Raw genomic sequence first — 25,097 nt, 5'->3', positions numbered from 1 at the left:
GCCGGCCTGGTGGCCGCCGGTCCCTCGTCTATCGTCAGGAACACCCGATGCTGAAGATTTTGCGCCCGATGCGGCTCTTGCGTTCGCGTTGGCTGCGTCCGCACGCCCGCGCATTGTTGCGCCGCAGTCTCTGGCAGATTACGCCGCGCGCGGTCGCGCTCGGACTTGCCTGCGGCGTGTTCTTCGGTGTCCTGATCCCGGTCGGTCAGATTTTTGTGGCAATGCTCGCCGCCGCCATGCTGCGCGGCAATTTGCTGGTGGCCGCTGCCGGCACATTCATCACGAACCCGCTTACGTTACCGTTCGTTTATATCGGTGCGCACAAACTCGGCGGGTGGATGATGTCCTGGTGGCGCCCCGGGGACCTGGAAGCGACGGTTGCCGCCGCAGCGCGCGCCGGCGAGGCCGCCATCGCATCGCTCGGCCGTTTTGACGTCGGCGCCGCGACCATGCATTTGCTCGTGGGCCTGACGACGTGCGCCATCGCCGGCGCCCTGCTCGCCTACGGGCTGGGATTTGCTGTCATCGCGATCCGTCAACGGCGGCAACCGCGCGCCTAACCGGCGCGATTGCGCATCCAGTCCGCCGTGCCGTAGAACGCCTGCAGCAAGCGCTCCTGCAACGCGGCGTCGATCCCGACATCCTGCATGGCCCAGGCCATGCAGCGCAGCCATTGGTCGCGCTCGCTCGTGGCGATCGGAAACGGCAAATGGCGCGCACGCAGACGCGGGTGGCCAAAGCGCTCGATGTAATGATTCGGGCCGCCGAGCCAGCCGCACAGGAACCAGTGGAATTTGTCGCGCGAACCCGCCAGCGTCTCGGGATGCAGGCTGCGAATGCCGGCGAATTCGGGCTCGAGATCCATCAGATCGTAGAAGCGGTCCACCAGTTCACGCACGCCCGACTCACCGCCCAACAGGGCGAACGCGGTCGGTTGCGTGTCGGCGTCGTCGGGCGTGTCCACGCCCTGCGTTTGAGATGAAATTTCGGTTGTCATGGACACTATTGTGCCTGAGCCGGGCGCGGCGTGCGATGCGTTAGACTTCGCGCAGCGTGCGCGCGGCCGATTGCCGCAACACCGCGCGCAAACCGCTCCATCCCCCGATCAGCGCGCAGAGCACGCCCGCCGACACGCCAATGACCGGCAACCACGCATTGAAGCCGAGCGAGAATTCGAATACGTAGCGGGCGAGCATCCAGCCCAATGCGCCCGCGCCGGCGGCCGCCAGCAACCCGGCCAGCGCGCCAACCGTCACCAGTTCGGCCAGATGCACGTCGCGCAACTGCCGCGCCGATGCCCCCAACGCCCGCAGGATGCCCGACTCGCGCATACGCTCGTCGCGCGTGCCCGCCAGCGCCGCGTACAAGACCAGCATGCCGGCAGCAAGCGTAAAGACGAACAGCGCCTGTACCGCACTGATCACCTGGGACAGGATCTGCTGGATTTGCGCCAGCAGCGCCCCCGTGTCGATGATCGTCAGATTCGGGAACTGCCGCATGAGATCGTCCGCCACATGCTGCTGGGCCGGGTCGAGATGGAACGACGTAATCCACGTCGCCGGGAAATCGCGCAGCGCAGCTGCCGGCATCACCACGAAGAAATTCACACGCATCGAACCCCAATCGAGCTTGCGCAGACTGGTGATCGGCGCATCAACGGATTGCCCCGCGACCTCGAAGCGCAGGCGGTCGCCAAGCTTCAGGCCGAGCGTCTTGGCGATGCCTGCCTCCATCGAGATCTGCGGGGTCGCCGTGGCGCCATACCATTGCCCTGCGGTCACGCGGTTGCCGTCCGGCAAACGCGCCGCATAGGAAAGGTTGAACTCGCGTTCGGCCAGCCGGCGCGCCCGTTCCTCCGTATAACGATCGACGGTCACCGGGCGGCCGTTGATCGCGGTCAGCCGCGCCCGAATCATCGGCGCCAACTGCGCGTCCGACAATCCCGCCGCACGCAGGCTCGCCAGCACCGGGGCATCCTGCCCGGGCTGGATATCGATCACGAACCGGTTCGGCGCATCGGGCGGACTCGATTGCCGCCAGCCCGCGATGAGGTCGTTGCGGGTGATGGCAAGCAGAAGCAGCGCCATCAGGCCCAGGCCGAGGGCGACGACCTGCAGTGCGCTGCCGAGCCCGCGCCGGCGCAATCCGGCGAGCGCATAACGCCAGCCCACCCCGCCGCCCGCGCCGCGACGCCGCGCCCACGCGGCAAGCACACGGATCGCCAGCCACGCGAGCGCGCCGAACACCGCCGCGCCCGCTGCAAAACCGCCTGCCACCATGGCGCCGAGCGTCAAATCGCGTGCCGCGAAGACCAGCAGTACCGCAAACGCCGCCGCACTTGCGCCGTACGCCAGCCAGCCGCGACGCCGCGCCGTCCCCCATTCGCGCCGCAAGACATGCAGCGGCGCCACTTCGGATAACGGCAACAACGGCGGCAATGCGAACCCGAGCAGCAGCACGAGCGCGCTCGCCAGACCGAACGCCGCTGGCCGCCACGTCGGTGCCGGCAAACCCTCCGGCACGACGCCGCCGAGTTGGCGCAGCAGGACTTCATGCGCGCCAAAGCCCAAGGCAACGCCCAGCACGCCCCCAACGACCGCCAGTCCGAGAAACTCCACCGCGACCATGCCGCGCAGCGCCTTGCGGCCGAGGCCGAGACAACGCATCACGGCGCACGCATCGAGATGCCGTTGGCTATAGCGCTGTGCCGCAATACCGACCGCGACGGCCGCGAGCACGGCCGCAAGCAACGCCACCAACGACAGAAAACGTGCGGCGCGATCGAGCGTCTGCCTCACCTGCGGCTGACCGTCGTCGAGCGATTCGAACTGCACGCCGCGCAGCGCACCGGCCTCAGCGCGCGCCCACGCGGCATAGGCGGCGACCGGGGCGTCCGCGCCCGCCACCAGCAGGCGATAGGTGATGCGGCTGCCGAACTGCACGAGTCCCGTCGAAGGGAGTTCGTCGAACCGCATCATGACGCGTGGCGCGAGAACCCCGAAGCCGAAGCCGCGGTCCATTTCGCGCGTGATGACCTGCGCGATGCGCAACGTTCGATGCCCGACGCGAATGCTGTCGCCGACCTTGACCTGCAGTGCATCGAGCAACGCGGGATCGACCCAGACAGTACCCTGCGCGGGAATGCCGACGGCGGGGGCATCGACGGTGGACGGGTCGCGGCTTCCCGCCACGCGCACGCGGCCGCGCAACGGATAGCCATCGGAAACGGCCTTCAACGACGACAGACGGCTCGCACGCGCCTGCCCGTCGGCGCCCAGCGCGCTGGCCATGCTGGGGAACGCAGCGGTTTGGGCAGTGCGCAGCCCGTCGGCCTGCGCGCGCGCCATGAAATCTGGCGCAAGCGGCGCGTCGCTTCGCACGACGATGTCGGCGGCCAGCATTTGGCGCGCGTCGCGTTCGAGCCCGCCTTGCATGCGGTCAGACAGGAAGCCGACGCTCGAAAGCGCCCCGACGGCCAGCAACAGCGCCGCCAGCAGCAGATGCAATTCACCCGCGCGCCAGTCGCGCAGAAACATCCGCCAAGCCTGGCGGCACACATCACCGAACGCCATCGTTACGCAATCCCTTCACCCGTGCCAGCAACGAACGCCAGCCGCGCCACACGCGCGGCAGCCACCACCAGGCGAGCAGCACGAACACGAGCAGCATGACAAGAAAGACAGCCGGCAGGAAAAACGCCATGGCCAGGCCGCCGATGGTAGACACATCCTCGCCCGCTGAGGCCGCCACATTGGAAAAAGGTTCCGGCGATGTATTGATCAGCGCACGGCTGCCGGCCTTGGCCAGGTGCGCCGTGCCCGCAAGCGCGCCGCCGGCGAGACCGGCCAGCACGGTCACCGCGGGGTCCATCTGCCCGAACGCACCCGCCGCGAGCAGGATGCCGGCAGGGATGCGGATGAAGGTATGCACGGCATCCCAGGCGGAATCGATGAACGGAATCTTGTCGGCGAAGAACTCGATCGCCGCCAGCACGCCTGCGGTCGCAATGACCCAGGTGGACGCCAGAATCGCCAGTGACGGCGGCAAATGCAGCCAGCCGAGTCGGGCCGCCAGGCCGGCGAAGCAAACGGTCAGGTAGAGCCGCAGGCCGCTCGCCCACGACAGTCCCGCGCCCAAAGCAATGGTTTCCAGCATGATGACCTCGCCTGCCGCCGAAATGGCCGCGTCGCACCGTCACACGCAAAAATAAGAAAAGCGCGGTACCGGCCAATTTCGCCGGTCACCGGGCCATTATGCCGCGCTTGCGGCCGGCACGCACGCTAGACCGCGGAGAGCTTCAAGCCGACGAGCCCGGCAAGGATCAGGGTAACGCTGGCAATGCGCGCAGCAGAGGCTGACTCGCCGAACAGAAAGATACCGAGAACGAAAGCGCCGACAGCGCCGATGCCGGTCCAGATCGCATAAGCGGTGCCGAGCGGCAATGCGCGCACGGCGAGCGCCAGCAGCCAGACGCTGCCGATCATGGAGGCGAGCGTGAAGGCAGACGGCCAGAGGCGGGTGAACCCGTGCGTGTATTTCAGGCCAACGGCCCAGGCGACTTCAAGCAGGCCTGCGAAAACGAGGAGAATCCAGGGCATAAGTGACTTCGATGTGGAGGTCGGGGTCGTCCCCGCGGAAGGCAGCGCGCTACAAGTCGTCCCGTAGCGGGTCAACAAAAAAACGGCGACAGCAAAAGTGTCACCGTCATATTGACGTGACAAGTTTACCAAAGTGACAAAGATCTTGCAGACTACGGTCGGATTGGATGGCCCAGGCATCGGGCCCTGGCTGCGCGGCTACGGTGCCGCATCCGTCTCCAGGCGATAGCCGACACCGGTCTCTGTCAGGATATGCCGCGGTTGCGCCGGATCGGCCTCGAGCTTCTGGCGAAGATGGCCCATGTAAATGCGCAGGTAGTGGTTGCTCTCGATATGCGAGGGTCCCCAGACTTCCTTGAGTAATTGACGATGGGTAAGCACGCGCCCGGCGTGTCGGACCAACGTCACCAGCAGGCGGTACTCGATGGGCGTAAGGTGCACCGGGTCATCGCCGCGCGTCACCTTGCGCCGCGACAGGTCGATATGGACGTCGCCGAACGCAAACGATTCGTCGAGCGTATCGGTGCCGCCGCCGCGATGATGACGCCGCAGTTGCGCACGGATGCGCGCCAGCAATTCGGAGACGCCGAACGGCTTCGTCAGGTAGTCATCCGCACCGACATCGAGCGCCACGACCTTTTCGTGCTCGGCGTTACGGGCGGACAGGACGATAACCGGCATGTCCGTCCAGCCGCGCAATTCGCGGATCACTTCGACGCCGTCCACGTCGGGCAACCCGAGATCGACAATCAGCAGATCCGGTTTGCGCGTAGCCGCCTCAATCAACCCTTGCCGCCCCGTTTCCGCTTCGTGCACGATCATGCCCTCCGCTTCCAGCGACGTACGCAGGAAGCGGCGAATGGTCTTCTCGTCTTCGATCACCACCAGGGTGACGGCAGGTTCACTCATGTTGCGCTCTGGCAGAGGGATCTCGCGGCAGGTCGGGCGTGTCCGGGGCGTCCGGCGAGCCACCCGCGTCGTCAACGTCGGCCTCCGGGGGCGGCGTCTCTACCGGCAGGGTAACGACGAAACGCGCGCCGTGCCCGTGCGCCACGTTGACGGCCTCGATTCTACCGCCATGCGCCTCGACGATGGCGCGGCAAATGGCCAGTCCCAAGCCGATGCCCGGCTTCGCCGACTCTTTTTCGCCCCGCATGAATTTCTCGAAGAGACGGTCTTCGATGCCTGCCGGCAACCCCGGCCCGTCGTCCTCGACGGACACTTCCACGACGTCCGCCCGGCGTTCAGCGGATATCGCGATATGGCTGCCCGCCGGCGTGTACTTGGCGGCGTTCTCCAGCAGATTCGCAAACAGGCGTTCCATCAACACCGCATCGAAGCGAAGCAACGGCAGGTCGGGGGGCAGATGTGTCGTTACCTGATGCCCGGTCAACACGCGCCTGCAGGCGCGCAGTGACGTGCCGACAACCTCTTCGAGCATTTGCCATTGACGATTCAATTGCACACTACCGGCCTGCAACTTCGCCATGTCGAGCAAGTTCGTGACAAGGCCCGTCATGCGCTGCGCTTCCTCGTGAATGGCCTCGGCCATTTCCCTTCGCAATGGCGCGGGAACCTCGTGCCGGTTCTCGTCGCGCGCGAGCACGCTCGCGAACCCCACGATCGCCGTCAGCGGTGTGCGCAAGTCATGGGAAATTGCCGAAAGCAGCGAGTTGCGCAATCGTTCCGACTCCATCGTGACGAGCGCGTCTTGCGCGATTTCGACGTAATGCACGCGCTCGAGCGCCAGGGCGATCTGTGCCGCGAACGTATCGAGCAGCCGCTGCTGTTCGGGCGTGGCAGGGGATGGCGCGCCGGCGCTCACGACCAGCACGCCACGCGTTCGCATCGGGGCACGCAATGGCAGGTACAACGCCTCGGCGGCCGGTAGCGTCGCCGTGCCCTGACCCGCCGGCTGCTGCTGGTCGTACACCCATTGCGCCACGTCGTTGTCGATCTGCGGGGGCAAGCCGAGCGAATCGGCGTCGTCGACCGGCTGACGCACCTTACCGTGCCCGTCCGGCAACAAAATCGCGACGCGCGCCTGAAAGACTTCGCGGACATGCCGTGCGCCGATCTCGAGGATCTGCGCCGTGGCGAGCGCGGCGGCAAGCTCGCGCGCCATCGCGTACACCGCGCCGGTCCGCCGTTCGCGCCAGGTCGCCAGACGTGCCTGAAACCGCAAGCTGGTGGTCAGATGGCTGATGAGGAGCGCCACCGTCAGCATGACGGCGAAGGTCAGCAGATATTGCGTATCCGCGACCGACAGCGACATCGTTGGCGGCACGAAGAAGAAATCGAACGCCAGGACAGACAGGAACGACGCCAGCACGCCCGGCCCGCGCCCGAGCCACATCGCCGCGGCAATCACGCCGAGCAGATACAGCATGGCGATGTTCGCGAGATCGAGGAATACCACCAGCTCGGCTGCCGCCAGCGTCACAACGCCGCAGATCGCCACTGCCCACGCATACCCGCGCAACGGTCCGGCGAGACCGTTGGCCGGCGCGGCATCGAGCCAGTCGCGCCAGGCCGGCCCCGGACCAATGGCCACGCGCAGACGTTCGCGTGCCCGCCAGACATGACCGATGGATTGGTCTGCCCGATACTCGCGCATTTGCGCATCGACACGATCGGCCGTGCGCCGCAGCGCCACCTCTCGCAGGGCGATCAAATGGCCCTTGCGAAAGAAATTCCGCATGGCGCGCTCCGCCTGCTGAGGCAGGTACACCTTGCCTTCGCGCATCCGCTCAAGCAACTCATCGGGCGGCAGATCGACGAGCTTGACCTCGTCTGCCATGTCGAACACGCGATCGGGCAACGTTTCCCACACGCGGATGCCCGTAATTTGTCCAACGACATCGTTGAGACTTTCGAGGTGCTGAACGTTCAGCGTCGTGTACACGTCGATGCCTGCTGCCAGCAGTTCGTCGATATCCTGCCAGCGCTTCACATGGCGCGCGCCGGATACGTTGGTGTGCGCGAGTTCGTCAACCAGCGCCAGCGCCGGCGCGCGGGCCAACATGCCGTCGAGATCGAACTCGCGCAGCATGCGGCCGCGATACTCGACCAGTCGTTGCGGCAATACGTCGAGCCCTTCAGAGAGGCTCGCCGTCTCGTCACGCCCGTGCGTCTCGATGACACCGACGACCACGTCGGCCCCCTCCTCGTGCAACTTGTGCGCTGCCTGCAGCATGGCATACGTCTTCCCTACGCCAGCGCAAGCGCCGAAGAATATCTTGAGGCGGCCGCGTTGACTGGGCGCTTCGTCACGCAGCGGTTTGCCGGGCAATGCGTCGGGATCGGGGCGCTCCATGCCTGGGGAAGTCATACTCAGCGCGTGCGCGCCAGCAGCGCCTGAAGCAGCGCCGCGTCGTCGTCCGGGCATGGAGCCGTATTGTCAAAGCGGATCAGCCCCGGATACGACGCTGCCGCCGGCACGAAGCGGCGCAGGCGGTAATCGTCCCAGTGGGCCAATTTGTAAGCGTCGTTCGGATTGGCGCGCGCGACGATGCGCGCACGTGCGTCGTCCTCGTCCAGGTCGACCCACACGACGTGCACGCCGATGTCATCGCCGATGCCGAGCCATGCGCGGTCGAACAGCGCACCGCTGCGAATTTCGCGCGAAAACGGACCGACGACGAGCGCGTTCACGCCCAACGCGAGATTTTCGCGAGCAACTTCCATCAGACCGGCATATTCCGGATCGCGCAGATGCTGCAGATAGACGGGACTGTCGCGGTCGTTCGGATCGCCGGTGAGCACCTGCATGACGGACGCGCTGTACGCGCCGTACACGGTGTCCTTGTCGAGCAGGCAGAACGCTTCTCCGCTTTGCCGGATCAGCGGTCCGATCAAGCGCTTGGCCAGGGAGGTCTTGCCGGCCCCGGCGTGGCCGCAAAAGAAAACGAGGCGCGTCATGCGGGCGTGGTCCGTTCAGTTGAGGGCGGCACTGAGCTTGCGCCGCCATGCCGCGACACGTGCCGGATCGACGGCCCCCAGCGTCTCGAAGATGGCGAGCATCGATTTGCGCGCGACGCCGTCCTCGAAGGTCCGGTCGCGCTGCACGATGATCAGCAACTCACTGAGCGCTTCGTCAAAATGGTGATCGGCCAGATGGCGATTGGCCAGATCGAGCCGCGCACGCAAGTCGTCGGGTGCCTGGGCGACGCGCTGCGCCAACTCGCTCGCCGGCGGCAACGTGCTCGCCTGCTCGGCCGCGTCGAGCCGCGTTTTCAGCGCATTCACACGTGCATTGCCAAGCGCCACGAGGCGATGCGTCAACAGTGCGAATTCATTGCGCGCACCGGCGAGATCGCCGATGCCAAGCAGGACTTCGATCAGGTCGACACGCGCGTCGTCATGCCCCGGATCGAGCGCCAACGCCGCCTGCAAGGCCTCGCACGCGGCTTCCGGCTCGCCCGCGGCCAACGCCGTATGCGCTTCGCGGCGCGCCAGTTCGGCAGGATTCGGGGCAAGGCGCTCGATGAAGGCGCGCAATTGGCCCTCAGGCAACGCGCCCACGAACTGATCGACGGGCTCGCCTTCGACGAAAGCGATGACCGTCGGCAGGCTGCGCACCTGGTAGTCGGCGCTCAGCTGCTGGTTCTCGTCGGCATTGATCTTGACCAGACGAAAGCGCCCGCCCATCTCGGCTTCGAGCTTTTCAAGCAACGGGCCAAGCGCGCGGCACGGACCGCACCAAGGCGCCCAGAAATCGGCAAGGACCGGTACTTGATGCGAGAAAGCCAGGACATCCTGGTCAAAGCTGGCGAGATTGGTATCGATCATAGGGCGTATCCAGGGTAATTGGGGAACGACATCACGGGGGGCACATCCATCCGGTGGTGCCGCCTATTTCGCCGGTTTTCGCTCCGGCAGCGGAATCCATTCCGTCTCACCCGGGACTTGGCCCATTTCCTGCGCCATCCAGGCAGCCTTGGCGACTTCGATGCGCTCACGGCTCGACGATACGAAATTCCAGAAGATGAACCGGTCGCCATCGAGCGGCGCGCCGCCGAGCAACATGATCTTGACCGGCGCATCGCCCGCCGTGATCTTGACGTCGGTGTCCGGCGCGAGCACGCCCATGCGTTGTGCGGGCAGCACCTCGCCGTCCACGTGGATTTCGCCATCCAGGGCGTACACCGCACGCTCCCGGTGTTCGGGCGCCAACGTAAACGATGCCCCCGGCGCCAGCTCGCCGGCGAGGTAAAAGATCGGGGAAAAGACGACGACCGGCGACTCCCTGCCGAATGCGGTGCCGAGAATCAGCCGCAGCTTCACCCCCGGCAGCGTGATTTCCGGCAGTGCTTCAACGGGATGATGGGCGAACGCGGGTTCGGTCTCTTCATCCGCTTTCGGCAACGCGACCCAGGTCTGGATGCCGTGCACCGGTCCGCCGCGTTCGCGAAAGTCGTCGGGCGACCGTTCGGAGTGCACAATACCTCGCCCTGCCGTCATCCAGTTGACGGCCCCCGGCGTAATGCGCTGCGCATTACCGAGACTGTCGCGGTGCATGATCTCCCCGTCGAACAGATAGGTGACGGTCGCCAGTCCGATGTGCGGGTGCGGGCGCACGTCCATGCCTTTCCCCGGCGAAAGCATCGCCGGTCCCATATGGTCGAAGAAGATGAACGGGCCAATGGTCTGGAACTGCGCGCTGGGCAGGCTGCGCTGCACGAGAAATGCACCGATATCGCTGGTGTGCGGCTTGAGAACGGCCAGGAAAGGGCTTGCCATGACGATCTCCGTTGACGGGCATAGTGCGAAATTGCACGCCGGTCGATTGTAGAGCATGACGGCGCCGGCGGCATATCATACTGCCGCATGGCTCATCGGCGCCGATCGCTTCTATAATGAAACGACTGAATACAATGGATCGACGCCGGGCCTTGCGGCCCGTCAGGCTGACATGAACAAAGCTTTCGTCAAGGAAGACGCCGGTGATGATGACGAGGATCTCGCCGCCGCAGTCCCCGAAATTCCGCCCGGCAGCAAGAATTACATTACGCCGGCAGGCTATCGCCGTCTCAAGGACGAGCTGCTCCATCTGATCGACAATGATCGTCCCGAGGTCGTGAAAATCGTCTCGTGGGCGGCGTCCAACGGCGACCGGTCGGAAAATGGCGATTACATTTACGGCAAACGCCGCCTGCGCGAGATCGACCGGCGCATCCGTTTCCTGACAAAGCGCCTGGATAATGCGGAAGTCGTCGACACCCGCCGCCAGGAAAACGTTGATCAGGTGTTTTTCGGCGCAGAAGTCACGTATGCCGACAGCGCGGGCGATGAGCACGTCATCACGATCGTCGGCATCGACGAAGTCGATCTCGACCGTGGGCACGTGAGCTGGATCTCGCCCATCGCACGTGCGATCACCAAGGCGCGCATCGGCGATACGGTGCCGTTGCGTACGCCAGCCGGCGTCGAGCAGATCGAGATTCTGGACGTGCGTTACCTGCCTTCAGAATGAGTGCGGTTCGATGCGCCCGGCGGCGCATCGGATCAATAGTTGCCGCGCTCGCGCGTGATGCGCATGGTATGCGCGGCGTGAATCTCTTCCTGGTGCCGCTCGCTCGGCCGCTCGCGCGCAACGCGCATGACATCCGGATTGACGCGGATGCGGCGCATGACGTTGGCCAGATGCACGCGGTCGCTGACCTGGATCAGGAAGCGCAACGTGGCCGATTCCTCCGGCACCACGTCGTCCATGCCGATATGGACGATATTCGCGTCCGAGGCCGTGATATCGGCCGCCACGCGCGAGAACACGCCGCGGTTGTGGTGTACCAGCACCTTGATGCCGACGTCGAACAGACGCCCCGGCTGCGGCGCCCACGCCACGTCGATCCAGCGCGTGGGATCCTTGCGGTGGATGCGTCGCGCGACCGTACAGTCGGTGGTATGGATCGCCATTCCGAGCCCGATTCCGATATAGCCCATGATGCCGTCGCCCGGAATCGGACGGCAGCACGGCGAAAACTGCACGGACATCCCTTCCGTGCCGGTGATGAGCACCGGCGGCCCGACGGGCTCGTCCGCGCGCGGCGACGCCGCATCGTCGGGGCTGTCGCCCTCGTTGTCGCTTTCCTTGCCCGATAGCAGGACCGCCAGGCGCTTGGCCATGACCGCCGGGACACGCCGGCCGAGGCCGATATCTGCAAAAATGTCCTGGCGATCCTTGTTGCCGGTCCATTGGGCCAGCTTTTCCCAGATTTCCTCGCTGATCTCCGACATGGAAAGGCCGTAGCCCTTCAGTGACTGCTCGACCAGCCGCTCGCCCAGTTGCACCGATTCCGTGAAGCGCATCGTCTTCAGGTAGTGCCGGATCGCCGAGCGCGCCTTGCCGGTGCGTACAAAGCCGAGCCAGGCCGGATTCGGCTTCGAGTACGGCGCCGTGATCACTTCCACGATATCGCCGTTCTTGAGTTCGGTGCGCAGCGGCAGCAGTTCGTTATTGATCTTGACCGCGACGCACTGGTTACCCAGGTCGCTGTGCACGGTGTAGGCGAAATCGAGGGCGGTAGCGCCGCGCGGCAGCGCCATGATGCGTGCTTTCGGCGTGAAGACGTACACGGCATCCGGGAACAGGTCGATCTTGACGTGCTCCAGGAACTCCGTCGAATCGCCCGTCTCGCTCTGGATGTCGAGCAACGACTGCAGCCACTGGTGCGCGTGCTTCTGCACGTCGTTCATGTCCGCGCCGCCGTTCTTGTACAGCCAGTGCGCAGCCACCCCGGCTTCGGCGATCTCGTGCATGCGGCGCGTACGGATCTGGAATTCGATTGGCGTGCCGAACGGGCCGACCAGCGTCGTATGCAGCGACTGGTAGCCATTGACCTTCGGAATGGCGATGTAATCCTTGAACTTGCCGGGCACGGGCTTGTACAGCGCATGCAACAGCCCGAGCGCGAGATAGCACTGCGCATTCGACTCAACCACGACCCGGAAGCCATACACGTCGAGCACCTGCGAGAACGACAACTGCTTCTCCTGCATCTTGTTGTAGATGCTGTAGAGCGTTTTCTCGCGGCCGAACACGTTGGCGTCGACGCCCCCGTCTTTCAGGGAGCGTTCGACCGTATCGAGAATCTTGCCCACCACCTCCCGGCGGTTGCCTCGCGCTGCCTTGACGGCCTTGTCGAGCACGGCATAGCGGCGCGGGTGGTAGTTCGCGAAGCTCATGTCCTGCAGCTCGCGATAGGTATTATTGAGGCCGAGACGGTGCGCAATAGGTGCGTAGATGTCGAGTGTTTCGCGCGCCACGCGGCGGCGTTTTTCCATCGACGTCACGCCGAGCGTGCGCATGTTGTGCAGGCGGTCAGCCAGCTTGACGAGGATCACGCGGACATCGCGCGCCATCGCCAGCAGCATCTTGCGGAAGCTCTCGGCCTGGGCTTCCTCTCGGCTGCGGAACTCCATCTTGTCGAGTTTCGACAAGCCGTCGACCAGTTCCGCCACCTTGGCGCCGAAGCGCTCGGCCAATTCGGCCTTGGTGACGCCCTGGTCTTCCATCACGTCGTGCAACAGGGCGGCCATGATCGACTGCGCGTCGAGCTTCCACTCGGCACAGATCTCGGCAACGGCAACGGGATGGGTAATGTAGGGCTGTCCGCTCTGGCGATATTGGCCCAGATGCGCTTCGTCGCTGAACTGGAACGCTTCCTTGATTTGCGCGAGGTCGCCTTCCTTCAGGTAGTCGGCCAACAGCCCCTTGAGGCGGGCGATGGACACGACCTCATGTTTGCGCGGCTGCTCCGGCGTGGCCGTCGGGCCAAACAAATGCCGGTACGACTGCTCGAGCAGCGCATCTATGTATTGCCGGGTGGCACTCTCGCTTTTCTTCTTTTTCCGCTCTGGTTTGTGCTCACCCGATGCGATGGACGGGGCCGGAGATTTTGCGGTACTCATGCTTGCACCTGCATCGAGCGGCCCGTGGCGTCACATCGCATAAGTGCGTTCCTCTCAGAGGGGCACTTTCTTCAGCATTTCGATGCCAACCTGACCGGAGGCAATCTCGCGCAGTGCGACGACGGTGGGCTTGTCCTTGCTTTCGAGCTTCGGCGTATGGCCTTGCGCCAGCTGACGCGCACGGTACGTGGCGGCGAGCGCCAGCTCGAAGCGGTTCGGGATTTGTTTCAGGCAATCTTCTACGGTGATACGGGCCATATGGGTATTCCTTCTCAATATAAAACGTATTTTAGCGCAGCCGGAGAGAACGCGCGCCAAATCGTATTCTTGCGTCACGCGAAGCACTGCTTGCCGCGCGCTTGGGCCACTGACCAGGCCTTGCCGCGCCGCGTATTTTGCAGGGCTATTCTTCTTCCTGCGGCGAATGAATGCCGAGTTCGATGAAGAGGTTTTCGTGGCGCGCTCGCTGCGAAGCGAAGCGCAGGCGTGTCGCCGTCACCACCGCTTGCAGCTCGGACAGGGCACGCTGGAAATCTTCATTGATGATGATGAAATCCGCGTCCGGCGCATGCGCCATTTCACCGCCGGCGGCCAGCAAACGGCGCGTGATGACGTTCGCCTCGTCCGTGCCCCGCTTCTTCAGACGCTCGTCGAGCGCCGCGATCGAGGGCGGCAGGATGAAGATGCCCACGGCATTGCCAAAACGCTTGCGAACCTGCTGCGCGCCCTGCCAATCGATTTCCAGCAACACGTCGTGGCCGTCGCGCATCTGGTCCTCGATCCACACGCGCGACGTGGCGTAGTAGTTGCCATGGACTTCCGCACTTTCCAGAAACTCGCCGGCGCGTCGACGCTGGAGGAAGTCTTCGACGGAGATGAAATGATAATTCACGCCGTCACGTTCATTCGAGCGCGGTGCGCGCGTGGTGCACGACACGGACAGACGGATCTCGCTGTCCTGCGCGAGCAGGGCGTTGACGAGCGTCGACTTGCCGGCGCCGGACGGCGCGACCACCATGAACAGGTTGCCCGGATACTCGGCATGCAACGTGGGGTGGGGGGAACTCATTCCTGCTTACTCCAGATTCTGCACTTGCTCACGCATTTGCTCGATGAAGAGCTTGAGCTCCATCGATGCATCCGCGAGTTCCTTCGAGGCCGCCTTCGAGCCGAGCGTATTCGCTTCGCGATTGAGCTCCTGCATCATGAAGTCGAGGCGTTTGCCGACCTGACCGCCCTTGTCGAGGATGTGGCGCGTTTCCTTCAGGTGCGCGTCGAGGCGGGTCAGTTCTTCGGCAACGTCGATCCGCACACCGTACATCGTCACTTCCTGACGGATGCGTTCTGCGATTTCTTCCTTGCCGGGGGCTGCAGCGCCTTCCGACAGCACGATCCCGAGCGCCTCTTGCAGACGGTCGACAATCTTCTGCTGATGGCGCGCGATCAGATCGGGCACGAGCGGCTGCAGGCGCGCGAGAATCGCTTCCATGCTGGCAATGCGCTCGATCAGGCTGACCTTCAATTGCGCGCCTTCACGCTTGCGCACCTCGACGAGTTCGGCGATGGCCGCACGGCCGCCGTCGATCACGGCTTCGCGCAGGGCTTCGGCGGTCACGGACTGTTCGCCGAGCACACCCGGCCAGCGCAGGATCTCGCCGGTGCGCATGCGTTCCGCGCCGGGGAAGATATCGAGCACTTGCGCTTCGAGCGCAGCGAGTTGACGAATCGATTCGGTATTGAGCGCGCCCGCAACGCCCGCTTCGGGACGCTGCACATTGACGCGAATATCGACTTTGCCGCGCGACAGCTTGGCCATCAGTGTTTCGCGCAGCGTGGGTTCGCAGGCACGCGCCTCTTCAGGCATTCGGAACGCGAGGTCGAGGAATCGCGAATTGACAGTCCGCAATTCCACCGACACGCTCGCGCCTGCGGCGCCTTCGCCCAGCGCGATCTCGCGCGTGACGCTGGCGTAGCCGGTCATACTGTATATGTTGTTGTCTTTCATCAGGGTCTCCGGCGGGGGGCGCCCTACGATGCAAATCGGGCAGAACTTTGCGTAATGGGTGGCCCCGCACGGCTTCGCATGCATGGATGAAATGGGATTATCGCATTTTCCGGGACATCCGAACGCCAACGTCACCGGCGCGCGCCCTTTGTCGTCAACGGGAATCCGCAGACGATCGGCGTTTAGCGATACCATTCGGGGTATCGCCGCATGACATCCCGGCCTTTTTCATTCGTCCCCCATTCCTCGCAGGACATATCCATGAGCACGTTTGCCAACCTCGCACGCCCCGATGGCCGCGCCTTCAACGCGCTGCGCCCGGTGCGCATCACCCGCCAATACACCCGTTACGCCGAAGGTTCGGTGCTGGTCGAGTGCGGCGATACCAAGGTGATTTGCACGGCGAGCGTCGAAGAGCGGGTGCCGCCATTCCTGCGCGATTCCGGTCAGGGCTGGTTGACTGCCGAATACGGCATGCTGCCGCGCGCCACGCACACGCGCGGTGACCGCGAAGCCGCGCGCGGCAAGCAAAGCGGCCGCACGCAGGAGATTCAGCGCCTCATCGGCCGTTCGCTGCGCGCCGTGTTCGATCTTCAAGCCTTCGGTCCGCGCACGATCCAGATCGATTGCGACGTGATCCAGGCGGACGGCGGCACGCGCTGCGCGTCGATCACCGGTGCGTTCGTCGCGGCCCATGACGCGGTGTCGGGCCTGCTGGCGGCCGGCAAGCTGACCGCCTCGCCGATTCGCGACCACGTCGCCGCCGTGTCCGTCGGCATTTACGAGGGCGCGCCCGTGCTCGATCTGAACTACGCTGAAGATTCGGCGTGCGACACCGACATGAATGTCATCATGACCGGCGCCGGCGGATTCGTCGAAATTCAGGGTACGGCCGAGGGCGCGCCGTTCACGCGCGAGCAAAGCAATATGCTGCTCGATCTCGCGAGCGACGGCATCGCCCAACTCGTCGCCGCGCAAAAGCAGGCGCTGGGGGTCTGACAATGAAGAAAATCGTTCTTGCCTCGAACAACCCGGGCAAGCTGCGTGAATTCGCGTCGCTGTTCGAACCGCTCGGCATCGAGCTGGTGCCGCAAGGCATGCTCGGCGTATCGGAAGCGGACGAGCCGCACGTCACCTTCATCGAAAATGCCCTGGCCAAGGCGCGCCATGCCAGCGCCGCCACGGGCCTGCCGGCACTGGCCGACGATTCTGGCCTGTGCGTGCCGGTGCTGGGCGGCGCGCCCGGGGTGTATTCGGCACGCTATGCCGCCCTCGCCGGCCATGCAAAGTCGGATGCCGCGAACAACCGTCATCTGATCGAACAGCTGGCCGGGCATGTCGGACCGAACTACCGCGACGCGTACTACTTTGCGGCGCTGGTGCTGGTGCGTCATGCCGAAGATCCGCAGCCGATGATCGCCGAAGGCCGCTGGGACGGCGAAATCATCGACGAGGCACGCGGCGCGCATGGATTTGGATACGATCCGCATTTCCTGATCCGCTCGCTTGGCCAGACGGCGGCGGAGCTGGACCCGGAGGTGAAGAACTCGCACAGCCACCGCGCACGTGCGTTGAAGCAACTGCTTGAGAAACTGAGCCGCGAAGCATGAGTCCGAACGTCCTGCCCGTACAGAATTTCCTGCGGCCCGGCCAGATTCGTCTGCCGGCGCTGCCGCCATTGTCGCTGTATGTGCATTTTCCGTGGTGCGTGCGCAAGTGCCCGTACTGCGATTTCAATTCGCACGAGTTCAAGGGCGAAGGCGGCAGTCAGGCGTTTCCCGAGACGATGTATCTCGACGCGCTGCGCAGTGATCTCGAACAGGCCTTGCCCAATATTTGGGGACGGCAGGTGCACACCGTGTTCATCGGCGGCGGCACGCCGAGCTTGATGTCGGCCGACGGCCTGGATCGCCTGCTTTCGGATATCCGCGCCCTGCTTCCGCTCGACGCGGATGCCGAGATCACGATGGAGGCCAATCCGGGCACCTTCGAGGCCGAGAAATTCCGCCGCTTTCGGGAAAGCGGCGTGAATCGCCTGTCCATTGGCATCCAGAGTTTCAACAGCGAGCATCTGAAGGCGCTCGGGCGCATTCACGATGGCGACGAAGCCCGCCGGGCCATCGAGATCGCGCAGACGCACTTCGACAACTTCAACCTCGACCTGATGTTCGCGCTGCCGCGGCAGACGCTGGCCCAGTGCCAGGCGGATGTCGAGACGGCGATCGGTTTTGCGCCGCCGCATCTGTCGCTGTACCACCTTACCCTCGAACCGAATACGCAGTTTCACAAGTATCCGCCGGTCGTGCCCGACGAGGACACTTCCGCCGACATGCAGGACTGGATCATCGAGCGCACGGCCGCGGCCGGTTACGCGCACTACGAAGTATCGGCGTACGCCAAGCCGAATCGCCAGGCGAAGCACAATCTGAACTACTGGCAATTCGGCGACTATCTCGGCATCGGCGCCGGCGCGCACAGCAAGCTGTCGTTTCCGGAGCGGATTATTCGTCAGATTCGTCACAAGCATCCGCAGCGGTATATGGAGACGGCCGCCGCCGGCAACGCCATTCAGGACGAGAACGAAGTCAGCGCGCGTGATCTGCCGTTCGAGTTCATGCTCAATGCGCTGCGATTGACGGACGGGGTCCCCACGGAAACGTTCGCCGATCGCACCGGGCTGCCGATGGCCAAGCTTGCCAAGCCGCTCGCCGAGGCGGTCGAGAAAGGCCTGCTGGTGCGCGATCCGGGACGCATTGCGCCGACCGAACTCGGCCAGCGCTTCCTCAACGATCTGCAGGCCATGTTCCTGCTCGCGCCAGGTTAGGGCGTGGCGCTTGGCCGCACGCCCTGCCCCATCTCCCGCAACGCACGGCGGATGATCTTGCCGGTGACCGTCATCGGCAATTCCTCGAGAAACACCACCTTGCGCGGGTATTCATGCGCGGCGAGTCTCGTTTTCACGAACTGCTGAATCTCGGCAGCCAGGGCGTCCGTCGGCTCGACACCTTCGCGCAGTACCACGAACGCTTTCACGATTTCCGTGCGCATCGGATCCGGCTCGCCGATGACGGCCGCAAATTGCACGGACGGATGCTTGATCAGGCAGTCTTCAATCGGCCCGGGGCCGATGCGGTAGCCGGCGCTGGTGATCACGTCGTCGGAGCGGCCGGTGAACGTGACGTAACCGTTTTCGTCGATGAAACCTGCATCGCCCGTCAGCAGATAATCGCCGCGAAACTTGTCCAACGTCGCCGTGGGATTGTGCCAATAGCCGAGGAACATCACCGGATTCGGGCGCAGGATGGCGATGTTGCCGACCGATCCGGCCGGGAGCGGAACCCCCTCGTCGTCGACGATCGCCACCTTGTGGCCAGGAACCGCGCGTCCGATCGCGCCAGGGAGCGCCGGGAATGCGGCCGCGCACGACGAGACGACCATATTGCATTCCGTCTGGCCGTAAAACTCGTTGATGTCGACACCGAGGTGTTCACGGCCCCACGCCAACAATTCCGGGCCGAGCGTTTCGCCGCCGCTGGCGACGGAGCGCAGTTGCAGCGGCCATTTCTGGCGCGGCGACGGGACCGTGCGCAGCATTTTCAGCGCGGTGGGCGGCAGGAAGGCGTTACGCACGCCGTGGCGTGACATGAGGTCGAATGCCGCGGACGGCTCGAATTTCTCGAAGCGTCGCGAGAGGACCGGGACGCCGTGGTGAAGCGCGGGCAGCAAGACGTCGAGCAGGCCACCGATCCAGGCCCAGTCTGCCGGCGTCCAGATCAGGTCGCCGGGCAGGGGGAAGCCGTTGTGGGACATCTCCACGCCGGGCAGATGGCCCAGCAGGACACGATGGGCGTGGAGCGCGCCTTTGGGCTTTCCGGTGGTGCCGGAGGTATAGATGATCAGCGCGGGCGCATCCGCGCGCGTCTCGACGGGCAGGAAATCGGTTTCGCGGTGGGCAATCGCCGGCCAGAGCGCAAGCAGGCCCTCTTCCGCGCTCCCCCAGTCTTCGTCTTCGTCGGCATCGTGGACGCCCTCTTCGTTGGTGCCGCCGTACGTCATGCCCGGCATATCGGCGTGAACCACGTACACGAGACGCAACTCGGGCACGTCGGCACGGACTTCGTCGATTTTGGCGAGGCTATCGAGGTCGGTCACCAGCACGGTTGCGCCGGAATTCTGGAGGCGATAGGCCAGCGCTTCCGGGCCGAACAGGGTAAAGAGCGGGACGGCGATGGCACCGAGCTTGTAGGCCGCGACGTGGGCAACGAGCGTGGCGGGCGATTGCGGCAGGAAGATGCCGATGCGGTCGCCGGCACGCACGCCTTGGGCGCGCCATTCGTTGGCAAGCTGGTTGGACAGGCGCTTGAGATCGTCGAAGGACAGTCGGATCTCGGCACCGTCGGCGCGCTCGTGGATAAGCGCCAGGCGGTGCGAACCGTCGGCCCACTTGTCGCAGACGTCGACGCCGATGTTGAAGAGCATCGGCACTTGCCAGGCGAAGCCGGCGGTGGGGGGTGATTCGACAGCGGCGTCGCTACGAGGGGTATCGGCGTCCATCTTCTGTCTCCGTCGAGTGTCTCCGTCATGTGCGGATACGCCTGCGCGATGGCGCATCCGGGAGGCAAAGCCCCGGACGATCCCGATCTGCGGGCGGCACGCGTTAGAAGCATGATGCATGCCGGGACGGAGCAAGACAAGTGCCGCGTGCGCGAAGATGATGGAAATTGTGCAGGTATGCGGGCGCTGTAGCGTGTTGACGGGGACGGCGCACGGGAATTTTTGCATCGGGCGGGATTTGGACGGAAGGAGTGCTTCACAGCACGGCAAGCACGGGTATAATGCCGGCTGCCGCGTGGACCCGGGCCTGTGCCGGAAATCTGGCGCCGATTTGTCCCGGCCCGCGCGCATCTCCCAAGGACGGTAACGTCCGCAACCGCCGTGATCCTGTTCACGCGCACCCGCCGGGAGGCGTGCCAGAGTGGTTTAATGGACCGGTCTTGAAAACCGGCGAAGGGGAAACCCTTCCGTGAGTTCGAATCTCACCGCCTCCGCCAGAAATCAGCGTTGCAGCGTTAGTGACTGCTCACAAGTTGCGCGGTTGCTCCGCAATTTTTAGTACCCTGCTCCGAAAAACCGTCACTTTGTCGGCCCGACCTTGGCGCCTCGACGGTTGCGAACGTAGCGTTCGGTCATCGTGATGCTGCTGTGGCCGAGCTGCTTTTGCGCCGCCCGGATGTCGCCTGAGCCCTCCGCTTTGTCAGTTCCGGCTTTCGCGCGCAGGTCACGGAACTGGTATTTCCCGACGGGCAGTCCCGCCGCGCTCCGCGCGTCTGAGCTGGTCGCGGCAAAGGATTTGAAAATGCGTTGATGCGAGCGGTCGGCGTACGATTGATGAAGTCCTCGCGTTCGCCGTCCCGCCAGATGAATGGGGTGATGTCATGCCGCTCCACCGTCCGTGCCATGCTGGCGCGAATACGGCACAATGATCAAACCCACGGGTGCCTGCACTGCAGGTGTAAAGGTGCGCATCACTCGCCAGCGTACGGTCGGAAAAATCGCCCGACACAGTGGCGCGGACATAGCAGCCGGAGTAACGCCCGGCCGCCCGTGGCATTGCGTTCAACGACCAATGCGAAGCTCGGCGGACGCGAACGAAAGACGCTTGCTGCTCAATGTTCTCGCAACGGCCGAAAAAGCTTCCGGCCGGCCAGTATCGTCGACTAATGCCTTTTACGCATTGAATACCGGATGCGATGCCTTGTCGATTGCCGACAAAGTTTCGTCCCGGGGAAGCAGGCCGGAATCATCCAGAATAGTCAGCAGCGGACGACCTTCCGCAACCGACTGCCGTGCCAGTTTGCTCACGCGAGCATATCCAAGTTCGGGTACGAGCGCGGTGGCGACCGCCATCGAATCCATCAAGTGTTGCTCATTGCGTGCGACATCGGCGCTGATACCGGCAACACACTTCTGCGAGAACCGTCGGATGCCGTTGGTAAGCAGCGTGATACTGTCGAACACTCGGGACGCCACCACGGGCTCAAAGTGGTTGATCTCCAGTTCGCCGTACTGGACGGCCTGCGCCACCGCGACGTCATTGCCGATGACAGCGAAACTCAACTGGATGATGGCCATCGGCAGGACGGGATTGACCTTGCCCGGCATGATCGACGAGCCGGCTTGCGCTTCAGGAAGACGCAGCTCCCCCAGTCCACCCACCGGGCCGGATGACAGCACTGTCAGGTCCGACGCTATCTTCGCGATAGACGCCGCGCAAGTACGAAGTTCGCCCGAAACGCGCGAGAACACATCCATATTCTGCATCGCGTCGAATGAGTTCGACGGCGGCATGTATTCCACGCCGGCGATACTTGAGAGGTGCCGATAGACGGCCCGCCGATATCCTGCGGGTGCGCCGAAGCCGGTGCCGATCGCCGTGCCGCCAAGCGGGAGCGTGCGAAGCTTGTCGCGTGCAGCCGCGAGTTCCTCCGCAAGACGTTGGGTAAGCGACGCGTAGCCGCCAAAAAGTTGCCCGAGGCGCATCGGCTGTGCATCCTGCAGACACGTGCGACCAAGGTGAAGGACGTCGGCGAACTCCATGGCCTTGCTGTCGAATTGCGCAGCCAGTTTTTCTACTTCCGTGATCAGTGGTCCGAGCATCGCGTGCGTCGCGATCTTCAGCGCAGCCGGGTAAACGTCATTCGTGGACTGCGAACGGTTGACGTGGTCGTTGGGGTGAATCACGTCATATGACCCGGGTGCATGCCCCAGATGCTGCTGCGCCCGATTTGCGATGACCTCATTGAAATTCATGTTCGTCGACGTTCCGCCTGACCCCTCCAGAAGATCGACAACGAGCGAATCATCAAACTGCCCTTCGATGACTTCCCGACACGCGCGTACGATCGCATCACACTGCCGCGCATTCACCACGTCGTTATCGCGATTCGCTAACGCGGCAGCCCATTTGCATTGTGCAAATGCCACCCGGAACTCCGGATAGTGTGCGATGCTGAGCGGGGACACGGTGAGATTGTCTACCCCCCTCACCGTGTTGACGCCATACAATTTGTCGCCGGGAATTGCGACTTCACCAACGTAGTCACGTTCCGTGCGTGTTTCGGCGTGAGTAAGCTTATTCATGTGAATTCCTGTCACCAACAATAATCAGTTGCTCAATGTCCCGACCTAACGCTTTCAGCCTCGGCAAGAAGGACGTTTCAATAACTTCGCGCGCTGTGTCGCACGCATCTTCAAAGAACGCGCTGTACTCGTCACGACGCGCCACGAGATAAAGCGACCGCTCCAGTCCCAACTTGTCGACCACATGTGTGGCAACCTGACCTGCGTAAGCTGCGCCTTGGAGCAGACACATCGGCGACGTCACAGCCCATCCGATGCCTTCGGCAACCATCGAGGTCAGGGCATCGGCATTGTCGAGTTCCAGCCGGTTTGGCATACGCACCTCGATCCGCCGCAAATAGCGCTCGATCTGCATACCAACCTGCGATTTCCGGTTAAAGCGCACGATTGGAAGAGCGTTTGCCAAAGCTCGAATGTCGTCGACAGTCCGGACAGACTTGTGCATATCCCTTGGCGTAATGACGAGGTACGTCTCGGAAAAGAGCCGGTACCGCACCACGTCATTGGCGTCCATCAGCGCGTCGCTCGTAACGATGAGATCAAGATCGCGGCGCAGCAACGCCTCGCCCTGTTGAGGACTCAGTCCCGTCCGTATCGACAGTTGTGAGACTTTGCCCAAAAGCCGTTTTGTAAAGACCGATCCGCACGTAGCAGCAAACGAGTCGACCAGTCCGACGCGGAGGTCCGGCTTGATTCCTCGCCCCGCTTCGACGACCTGGGCTTTCAGATTTGCGATTTCCTCGCTCAATATCGCCCCGCGGTTTCTCAACGCTATGCCGAACGGCGTCAGCGCCAGAGGACGGGTGGTTCGATTGACGAGCACTACACCCAGTTCGTCTTCCAACTGTCGGACGATCTGCGAGACACCCGATTGAGAAATGCCCATCCGCGCCGCGGCCCCCGACATGCTGCCTTCTTCGGCGACGGCAACGAAGACCTGTACCGCGTGCATATCGACTGGCTTGTTTGACGACATAATGGGCCTTTGCAATCGTTGTCAGTACATAATGCCGCAGACTACGCCAGACTGAACGTCGCGTCGGAGCTTCAGATGTCGGCGTTCCTGTTTCCGTGTGACGAAGGGGCGAGCGTGGCGCCATGTTCGCCTTCGGCTTCAGACTCGCGTTCGCCACTTTGAACGGACTTCATGTCCGAAAGGTTTTCGCTACCTGTCTCCGGCGCGAGCGCATGGCAGAAGACGCCACCGAACACCAATACTCCGACGCACACCCCGAGTGCCGTGTGAATGCCAACGTGTTGCACAGCCAAAGGCAGAAGGAACGTGCTTATTGCCGAACCAAACCGACTCGAGGCAACAGCCAGCCCCACGCCGGATGCACGCAGGTGAGTCGGGAAGAGCTCGGGCGGATACACAAACTCGAGGTTGGCGGCGGCGGAAAGGATACAGGCGAAGAGGCCGAACGCAATCATGGTGCCTATCGGACCGAACCCCGCATAAGCAAGCACGGCGAGCCCTAGCGCCGCAAGGTAAAACGTTCCGATCAGGAATGCGCGGCGCGACAGTCTGTCGATGATCAGAAGACCGACGATGGCTCCGGCAAAGAGCAGCACGTTGTAGACGAGACCGCCAACAAAGTTATCTTTGACCTGCAAGGCCTGCAGCACCTTCGGGGAAAACGTACCCAGTGCAAAATATGGGATGACCTGACACGTATAGAACACACAGCCTACCAGTGTGTTCTTGCGCCAGCGTGGCGAGAGCAGTTCCGGCCACGTTCCGCGACGTTGCTGAGGCCCTGCGGCCGGTGCAGACAGGATGACCTCCGGGCCAAATTTGCGACGCATGATCGAGAGTGCCTCATCACCCCGCCCGCGCTTCATCAACCACATCGGTGATTCCGGCACGCCGATTCGGAATGGGAGGATGAGTAGTGCTGGCACACCGCTTGCGGCAAGCATGAGGCGCCATGCGTCGGGACCGATGTCATGGATGGCAAACCCCACGAGGTAGGCGCCGACATAGCCTGCGGCCCACGCGGCGGCAAGCACGCTGAGCAGACGCCCACGGTATCGACGCGGCGAAAACTCTGTTACGAGTGACTTGCTTACTACGTAGTCGGCACCAAGAATCAATCCCAACAGCACGCGCAGGACCAATAGTTGTGTCGGAGAATTCACGAAATATTGTGCGGCCGAGATGACCGCGAACAGCAACATGTCGAAGGCGAAGATGGTACGTCTGCCGTATCTGTCAGCAATCGGACCGGCGAACATACTTCCGAAAAAAAGGCCCGCGAGCGATGCCGCACCAAGCAAGCCCATCCAGAGCGCGTTCAAATGAAGTGGGCCGGCAGCCATGCTAACGGCAATACCGATGATTCCTAGTACGAAACCGTCGCTGAACTGCCCGCCCGTCCCACTGAATGCCACCCGCAAATGGAAGCGGCGCAGAGGAAGGTCCTCCAACAATATCTGCATAC

The 25,097-nt window shown here is 63.6% G+C and carries 23 protein-coding genes and 1 tRNA gene; 6 read left to right on the top strand and 18 right to left on the bottom strand.

Going from position 1 to position 25,097, the window contains the following annotated elements; all coding sequences use genetic code 11:
• Nucleotides 1-47 precede the first annotated feature (47 nt).
• Nucleotides 48-560, top strand: a complete 513-nt coding sequence (locus PTE30175_RS16230; RefSeq protein WP_150698094.1) for a DUF2062 domain-containing protein — start codon at nt 48-50, stop codon at nt 558-560.
• Here PTE30175_RS16230 and PTE30175_RS16225 read toward each other — a convergent pair.
• The 9 genes from PTE30175_RS16225 to PTE30175_RS16185 form a co-directional block, all read right to left on the bottom strand.
• Nucleotides 557-997, bottom strand: a complete 441-nt coding sequence (locus tag PTE30175_RS16225) for a group II truncated hemoglobin (RefSeq protein ID WP_150698093.1) — start codon at nt 995-997, stop codon at nt 557-559. The two genes, PTE30175_RS16230 and PTE30175_RS16225, sit on opposite strands and share 4 nt — an antisense overlap.
• 40 nt (nt 998-1,037) lie before the next feature.
• Entirely contained in the window at nt 1,038-3,572 is a 2,535-nt protein-coding gene (locus PTE30175_RS16220; protein WP_224788808.1) for an ABC transporter permease, read from the bottom strand.
• Nucleotides 3,559-4,155: a DUF4126 domain-containing protein gene (locus tag PTE30175_RS16215; protein WP_150698092.1), complete on the bottom strand. Its 597-nt coding sequence runs from the start codon at nt 4,153-4,155 to the stop codon at nt 3,559-3,561. The genes PTE30175_RS16220 and PTE30175_RS16215 overlap by 14 nt, the downstream gene beginning before the upstream one ends.
• A gap of 125 nt (nt 4,156-4,280) precedes the next feature.
• Nucleotides 4,281-4,598: a quaternary ammonium compound efflux SMR transporter SugE gene (sugE, locus tag PTE30175_RS16210; RefSeq protein ID WP_150698091.1), complete on the bottom strand. Its 318-nt coding sequence runs from the start codon at nt 4,596-4,598 to the stop codon at nt 4,281-4,283.
• A gap of 198 nt (nt 4,599-4,796) precedes the next feature.
• On the bottom strand, nt 4,797-5,507 hold the full coding sequence (gene kdpE / locus PTE30175_RS16205) for a two-component system response regulator KdpE (RefSeq protein ID WP_150698090.1): 711 nt from the start codon (nt 5,505-5,507) through the stop codon (nt 4,797-4,799).
• A complete protein-coding gene (locus tag PTE30175_RS16200) occupies nt 5,500-7,914 on the bottom strand; it encodes a sensor histidine kinase (RefSeq protein ID WP_150698143.1) in 2,415 nt (804 codons plus the stop codon). Before PTE30175_RS16200 ends, kdpE begins: the two co-directional genes overlap by 8 nt.
• Before the next feature lie 17 nt (nt 7,915-7,931).
• Nucleotides 7,932-8,519, bottom strand: coding sequence for a P-loop nucleotide/nucleoside kinase family protein (locus tag PTE30175_RS16195; protein WP_150698089.1), 588 nt, complete (start codon nt 8,517-8,519; stop codon nt 7,932-7,934).
• Between the two features lie 15 nt (nt 8,520-8,534).
• On the bottom strand, nt 8,535-9,386 hold the full coding sequence (trxA, locus tag PTE30175_RS16190; RefSeq protein ID WP_150698142.1) for a thioredoxin: 852 nt from the start codon (nt 9,384-9,386) through the stop codon (nt 8,535-8,537).
• A gap of 66 nt (nt 9,387-9,452) precedes the next feature.
• Nucleotides 9,453-10,340 carry a pirin family protein gene (locus tag PTE30175_RS16185; protein WP_150698088.1) on the bottom strand — a complete coding sequence of 296 codons (888 nt, stop codon included), beginning with the start codon at nt 10,338-10,340 and terminating at the stop codon, nt 9,453-9,455.
• 172 nt (nt 10,341-10,512) lie between these two features.
• Here PTE30175_RS16185 and greB point away from each other — a divergent pair, with 172 nt between their 5' ends.
• The gene (gene greB, locus PTE30175_RS16180) at nt 10,513-11,073 is read left to right on the top strand and encodes a transcription elongation factor GreB (RefSeq protein ID WP_150698087.1); all 561 of its coding nucleotides are present in this window, start codon (nt 10,513-10,515) and stop codon (nt 11,071-11,073) included.
• A gap of 32 nt (nt 11,074-11,105) precedes the next feature.
• On the opposite strand, the gene PTE30175_RS16175 is transcribed toward greB, so the two are convergent.
• The 4 genes from PTE30175_RS16175 to PTE30175_RS16160 form a co-directional block, all read right to left on the bottom strand.
• On the bottom strand, nt 11,106-13,511 hold the full coding sequence (locus PTE30175_RS16175; RefSeq protein WP_224788807.1) for a RelA/SpoT family protein: 2,406 nt from the start codon (nt 13,509-13,511) through the stop codon (nt 11,106-11,108).
• Between the two features lie 54 nt (nt 13,512-13,565).
• Nucleotides 13,566-13,769 carry a DNA-directed RNA polymerase subunit omega gene (rpoZ, locus tag PTE30175_RS16170; protein ID WP_150698086.1) on the bottom strand — a complete coding sequence of 68 codons (204 nt, stop codon included), beginning with the start codon at nt 13,767-13,769 and terminating at the stop codon, nt 13,566-13,568.
• Nucleotides 13,770-13,914: 145 nt separating this feature from the next.
• Nucleotides 13,915-14,580 carry a guanylate kinase gene (gene gmk / locus PTE30175_RS16165; RefSeq protein ID WP_150698085.1) on the bottom strand — a complete coding sequence of 222 codons (666 nt, stop codon included), beginning with the start codon at nt 14,578-14,580 and terminating at the stop codon, nt 13,915-13,917.
• Between the two features lie 6 nt (nt 14,581-14,586).
• The gene (locus PTE30175_RS16160; protein ID WP_191629103.1) at nt 14,587-15,516 is read right to left on the bottom strand and encodes a YicC/YloC family endoribonuclease; all 930 of its coding nucleotides are present in this window, start codon (nt 15,514-15,516) and stop codon (nt 14,587-14,589) included.
• 261 nt (nt 15,517-15,777) lie between these two features.
• Here PTE30175_RS16160 and rph point away from each other — a divergent pair, with 261 nt between their 5' ends.
• Genes rph through hemW form a run of 3 tightly spaced genes read left to right on the top strand, consistent with a single transcriptional unit; the run spans nt 15,778 to nt 18,340 of the window.
• A complete protein-coding gene (gene rph / locus PTE30175_RS16155) occupies nt 15,778-16,515 on the top strand; it encodes a ribonuclease PH (protein WP_150698084.1) in 738 nt (245 codons plus the stop codon).
• Between the two features lie 2 nt (nt 16,516-16,517).
• Nucleotides 16,518-17,126 (top strand): RdgB/HAM1 family non-canonical purine NTP pyrophosphatase, encoded by a 609-nt coding sequence (gene rdgB, locus PTE30175_RS16150; protein WP_150698083.1) that lies wholly within the window; start codon nt 16,518-16,520, stop codon nt 17,124-17,126.
• The gene (gene hemW, locus PTE30175_RS16145; protein WP_150698082.1) at nt 17,123-18,340 is read left to right on the top strand and encodes a radical SAM family heme chaperone HemW; all 1,218 of its coding nucleotides are present in this window, start codon (nt 17,123-17,125) and stop codon (nt 18,338-18,340) included. Before rdgB ends, hemW begins: the two co-directional genes overlap by 4 nt.
• Here hemW and PTE30175_RS16140 read toward each other — a convergent pair.
• A complete protein-coding gene (locus PTE30175_RS16140; RefSeq protein WP_150698081.1) occupies nt 18,337-20,070 on the bottom strand; it encodes an acyl-CoA synthetase in 1,734 nt (577 codons plus the stop codon). The two genes, hemW and PTE30175_RS16140, sit on opposite strands and share 4 nt — an antisense overlap.
• 407 nt (nt 20,071-20,477) lie before the next feature.
• Here PTE30175_RS16140 and PTE30175_RS16135 point away from each other — a divergent pair.
• A tRNA-Ser gene (locus tag PTE30175_RS16135) sits at nt 20,478-20,567 on the top strand.
• An 82-nt stretch (nt 20,568-20,649) separates the two neighbouring features.
• Here PTE30175_RS16135 and PTE30175_RS16130 read toward each other — a convergent pair.
• The 4 genes from PTE30175_RS16130 to PTE30175_RS16115 form a co-directional block, all read right to left on the bottom strand.
• Nucleotides 20,650-20,874, bottom strand: coding sequence for a tyrosine-type recombinase/integrase (locus PTE30175_RS16130; protein WP_150698139.1), 225 nt, complete (start codon nt 20,872-20,874; stop codon nt 20,650-20,652).
• A 369-nt stretch (nt 20,875-21,243) separates the two neighbouring features.
• On the bottom strand, nt 21,244-22,656 hold the full coding sequence (locus PTE30175_RS16125) for an aspartate ammonia-lyase (protein WP_150698080.1): 1,413 nt from the start codon (nt 22,654-22,656) through the stop codon (nt 21,244-21,246).
• Nucleotides 22,649-23,632: a LysR family transcriptional regulator gene (locus tag PTE30175_RS16120; protein WP_191629102.1), complete on the bottom strand. Its 984-nt coding sequence runs from the start codon at nt 23,630-23,632 to the stop codon at nt 22,649-22,651. The genes PTE30175_RS16125 and PTE30175_RS16120 overlap by 8 nt, the downstream gene beginning before the upstream one ends.
• Nucleotides 23,633-23,703: 71 nt before the next feature.
• Nucleotides 23,704-25,095: an MFS transporter gene (locus PTE30175_RS16115; protein WP_150698078.1), complete on the bottom strand. Its 1,392-nt coding sequence runs from the start codon at nt 25,093-25,095 to the stop codon at nt 23,704-23,706.
• Nucleotides 25,096-25,097 lie beyond the last annotated feature (2 nt).

Source organism: Pandoraea terrae, from assembly GCF_902459695.1.
Taxonomy (GTDB): Bacteria; Pseudomonadota; Gammaproteobacteria; order Burkholderiales; family Burkholderiaceae; genus Pandoraea; species Pandoraea terrae.
The sequence above is the reverse complement of the archived record's forward strand: the minus strand, read 5'-3'. Positions and strand labels throughout refer to the sequence as shown.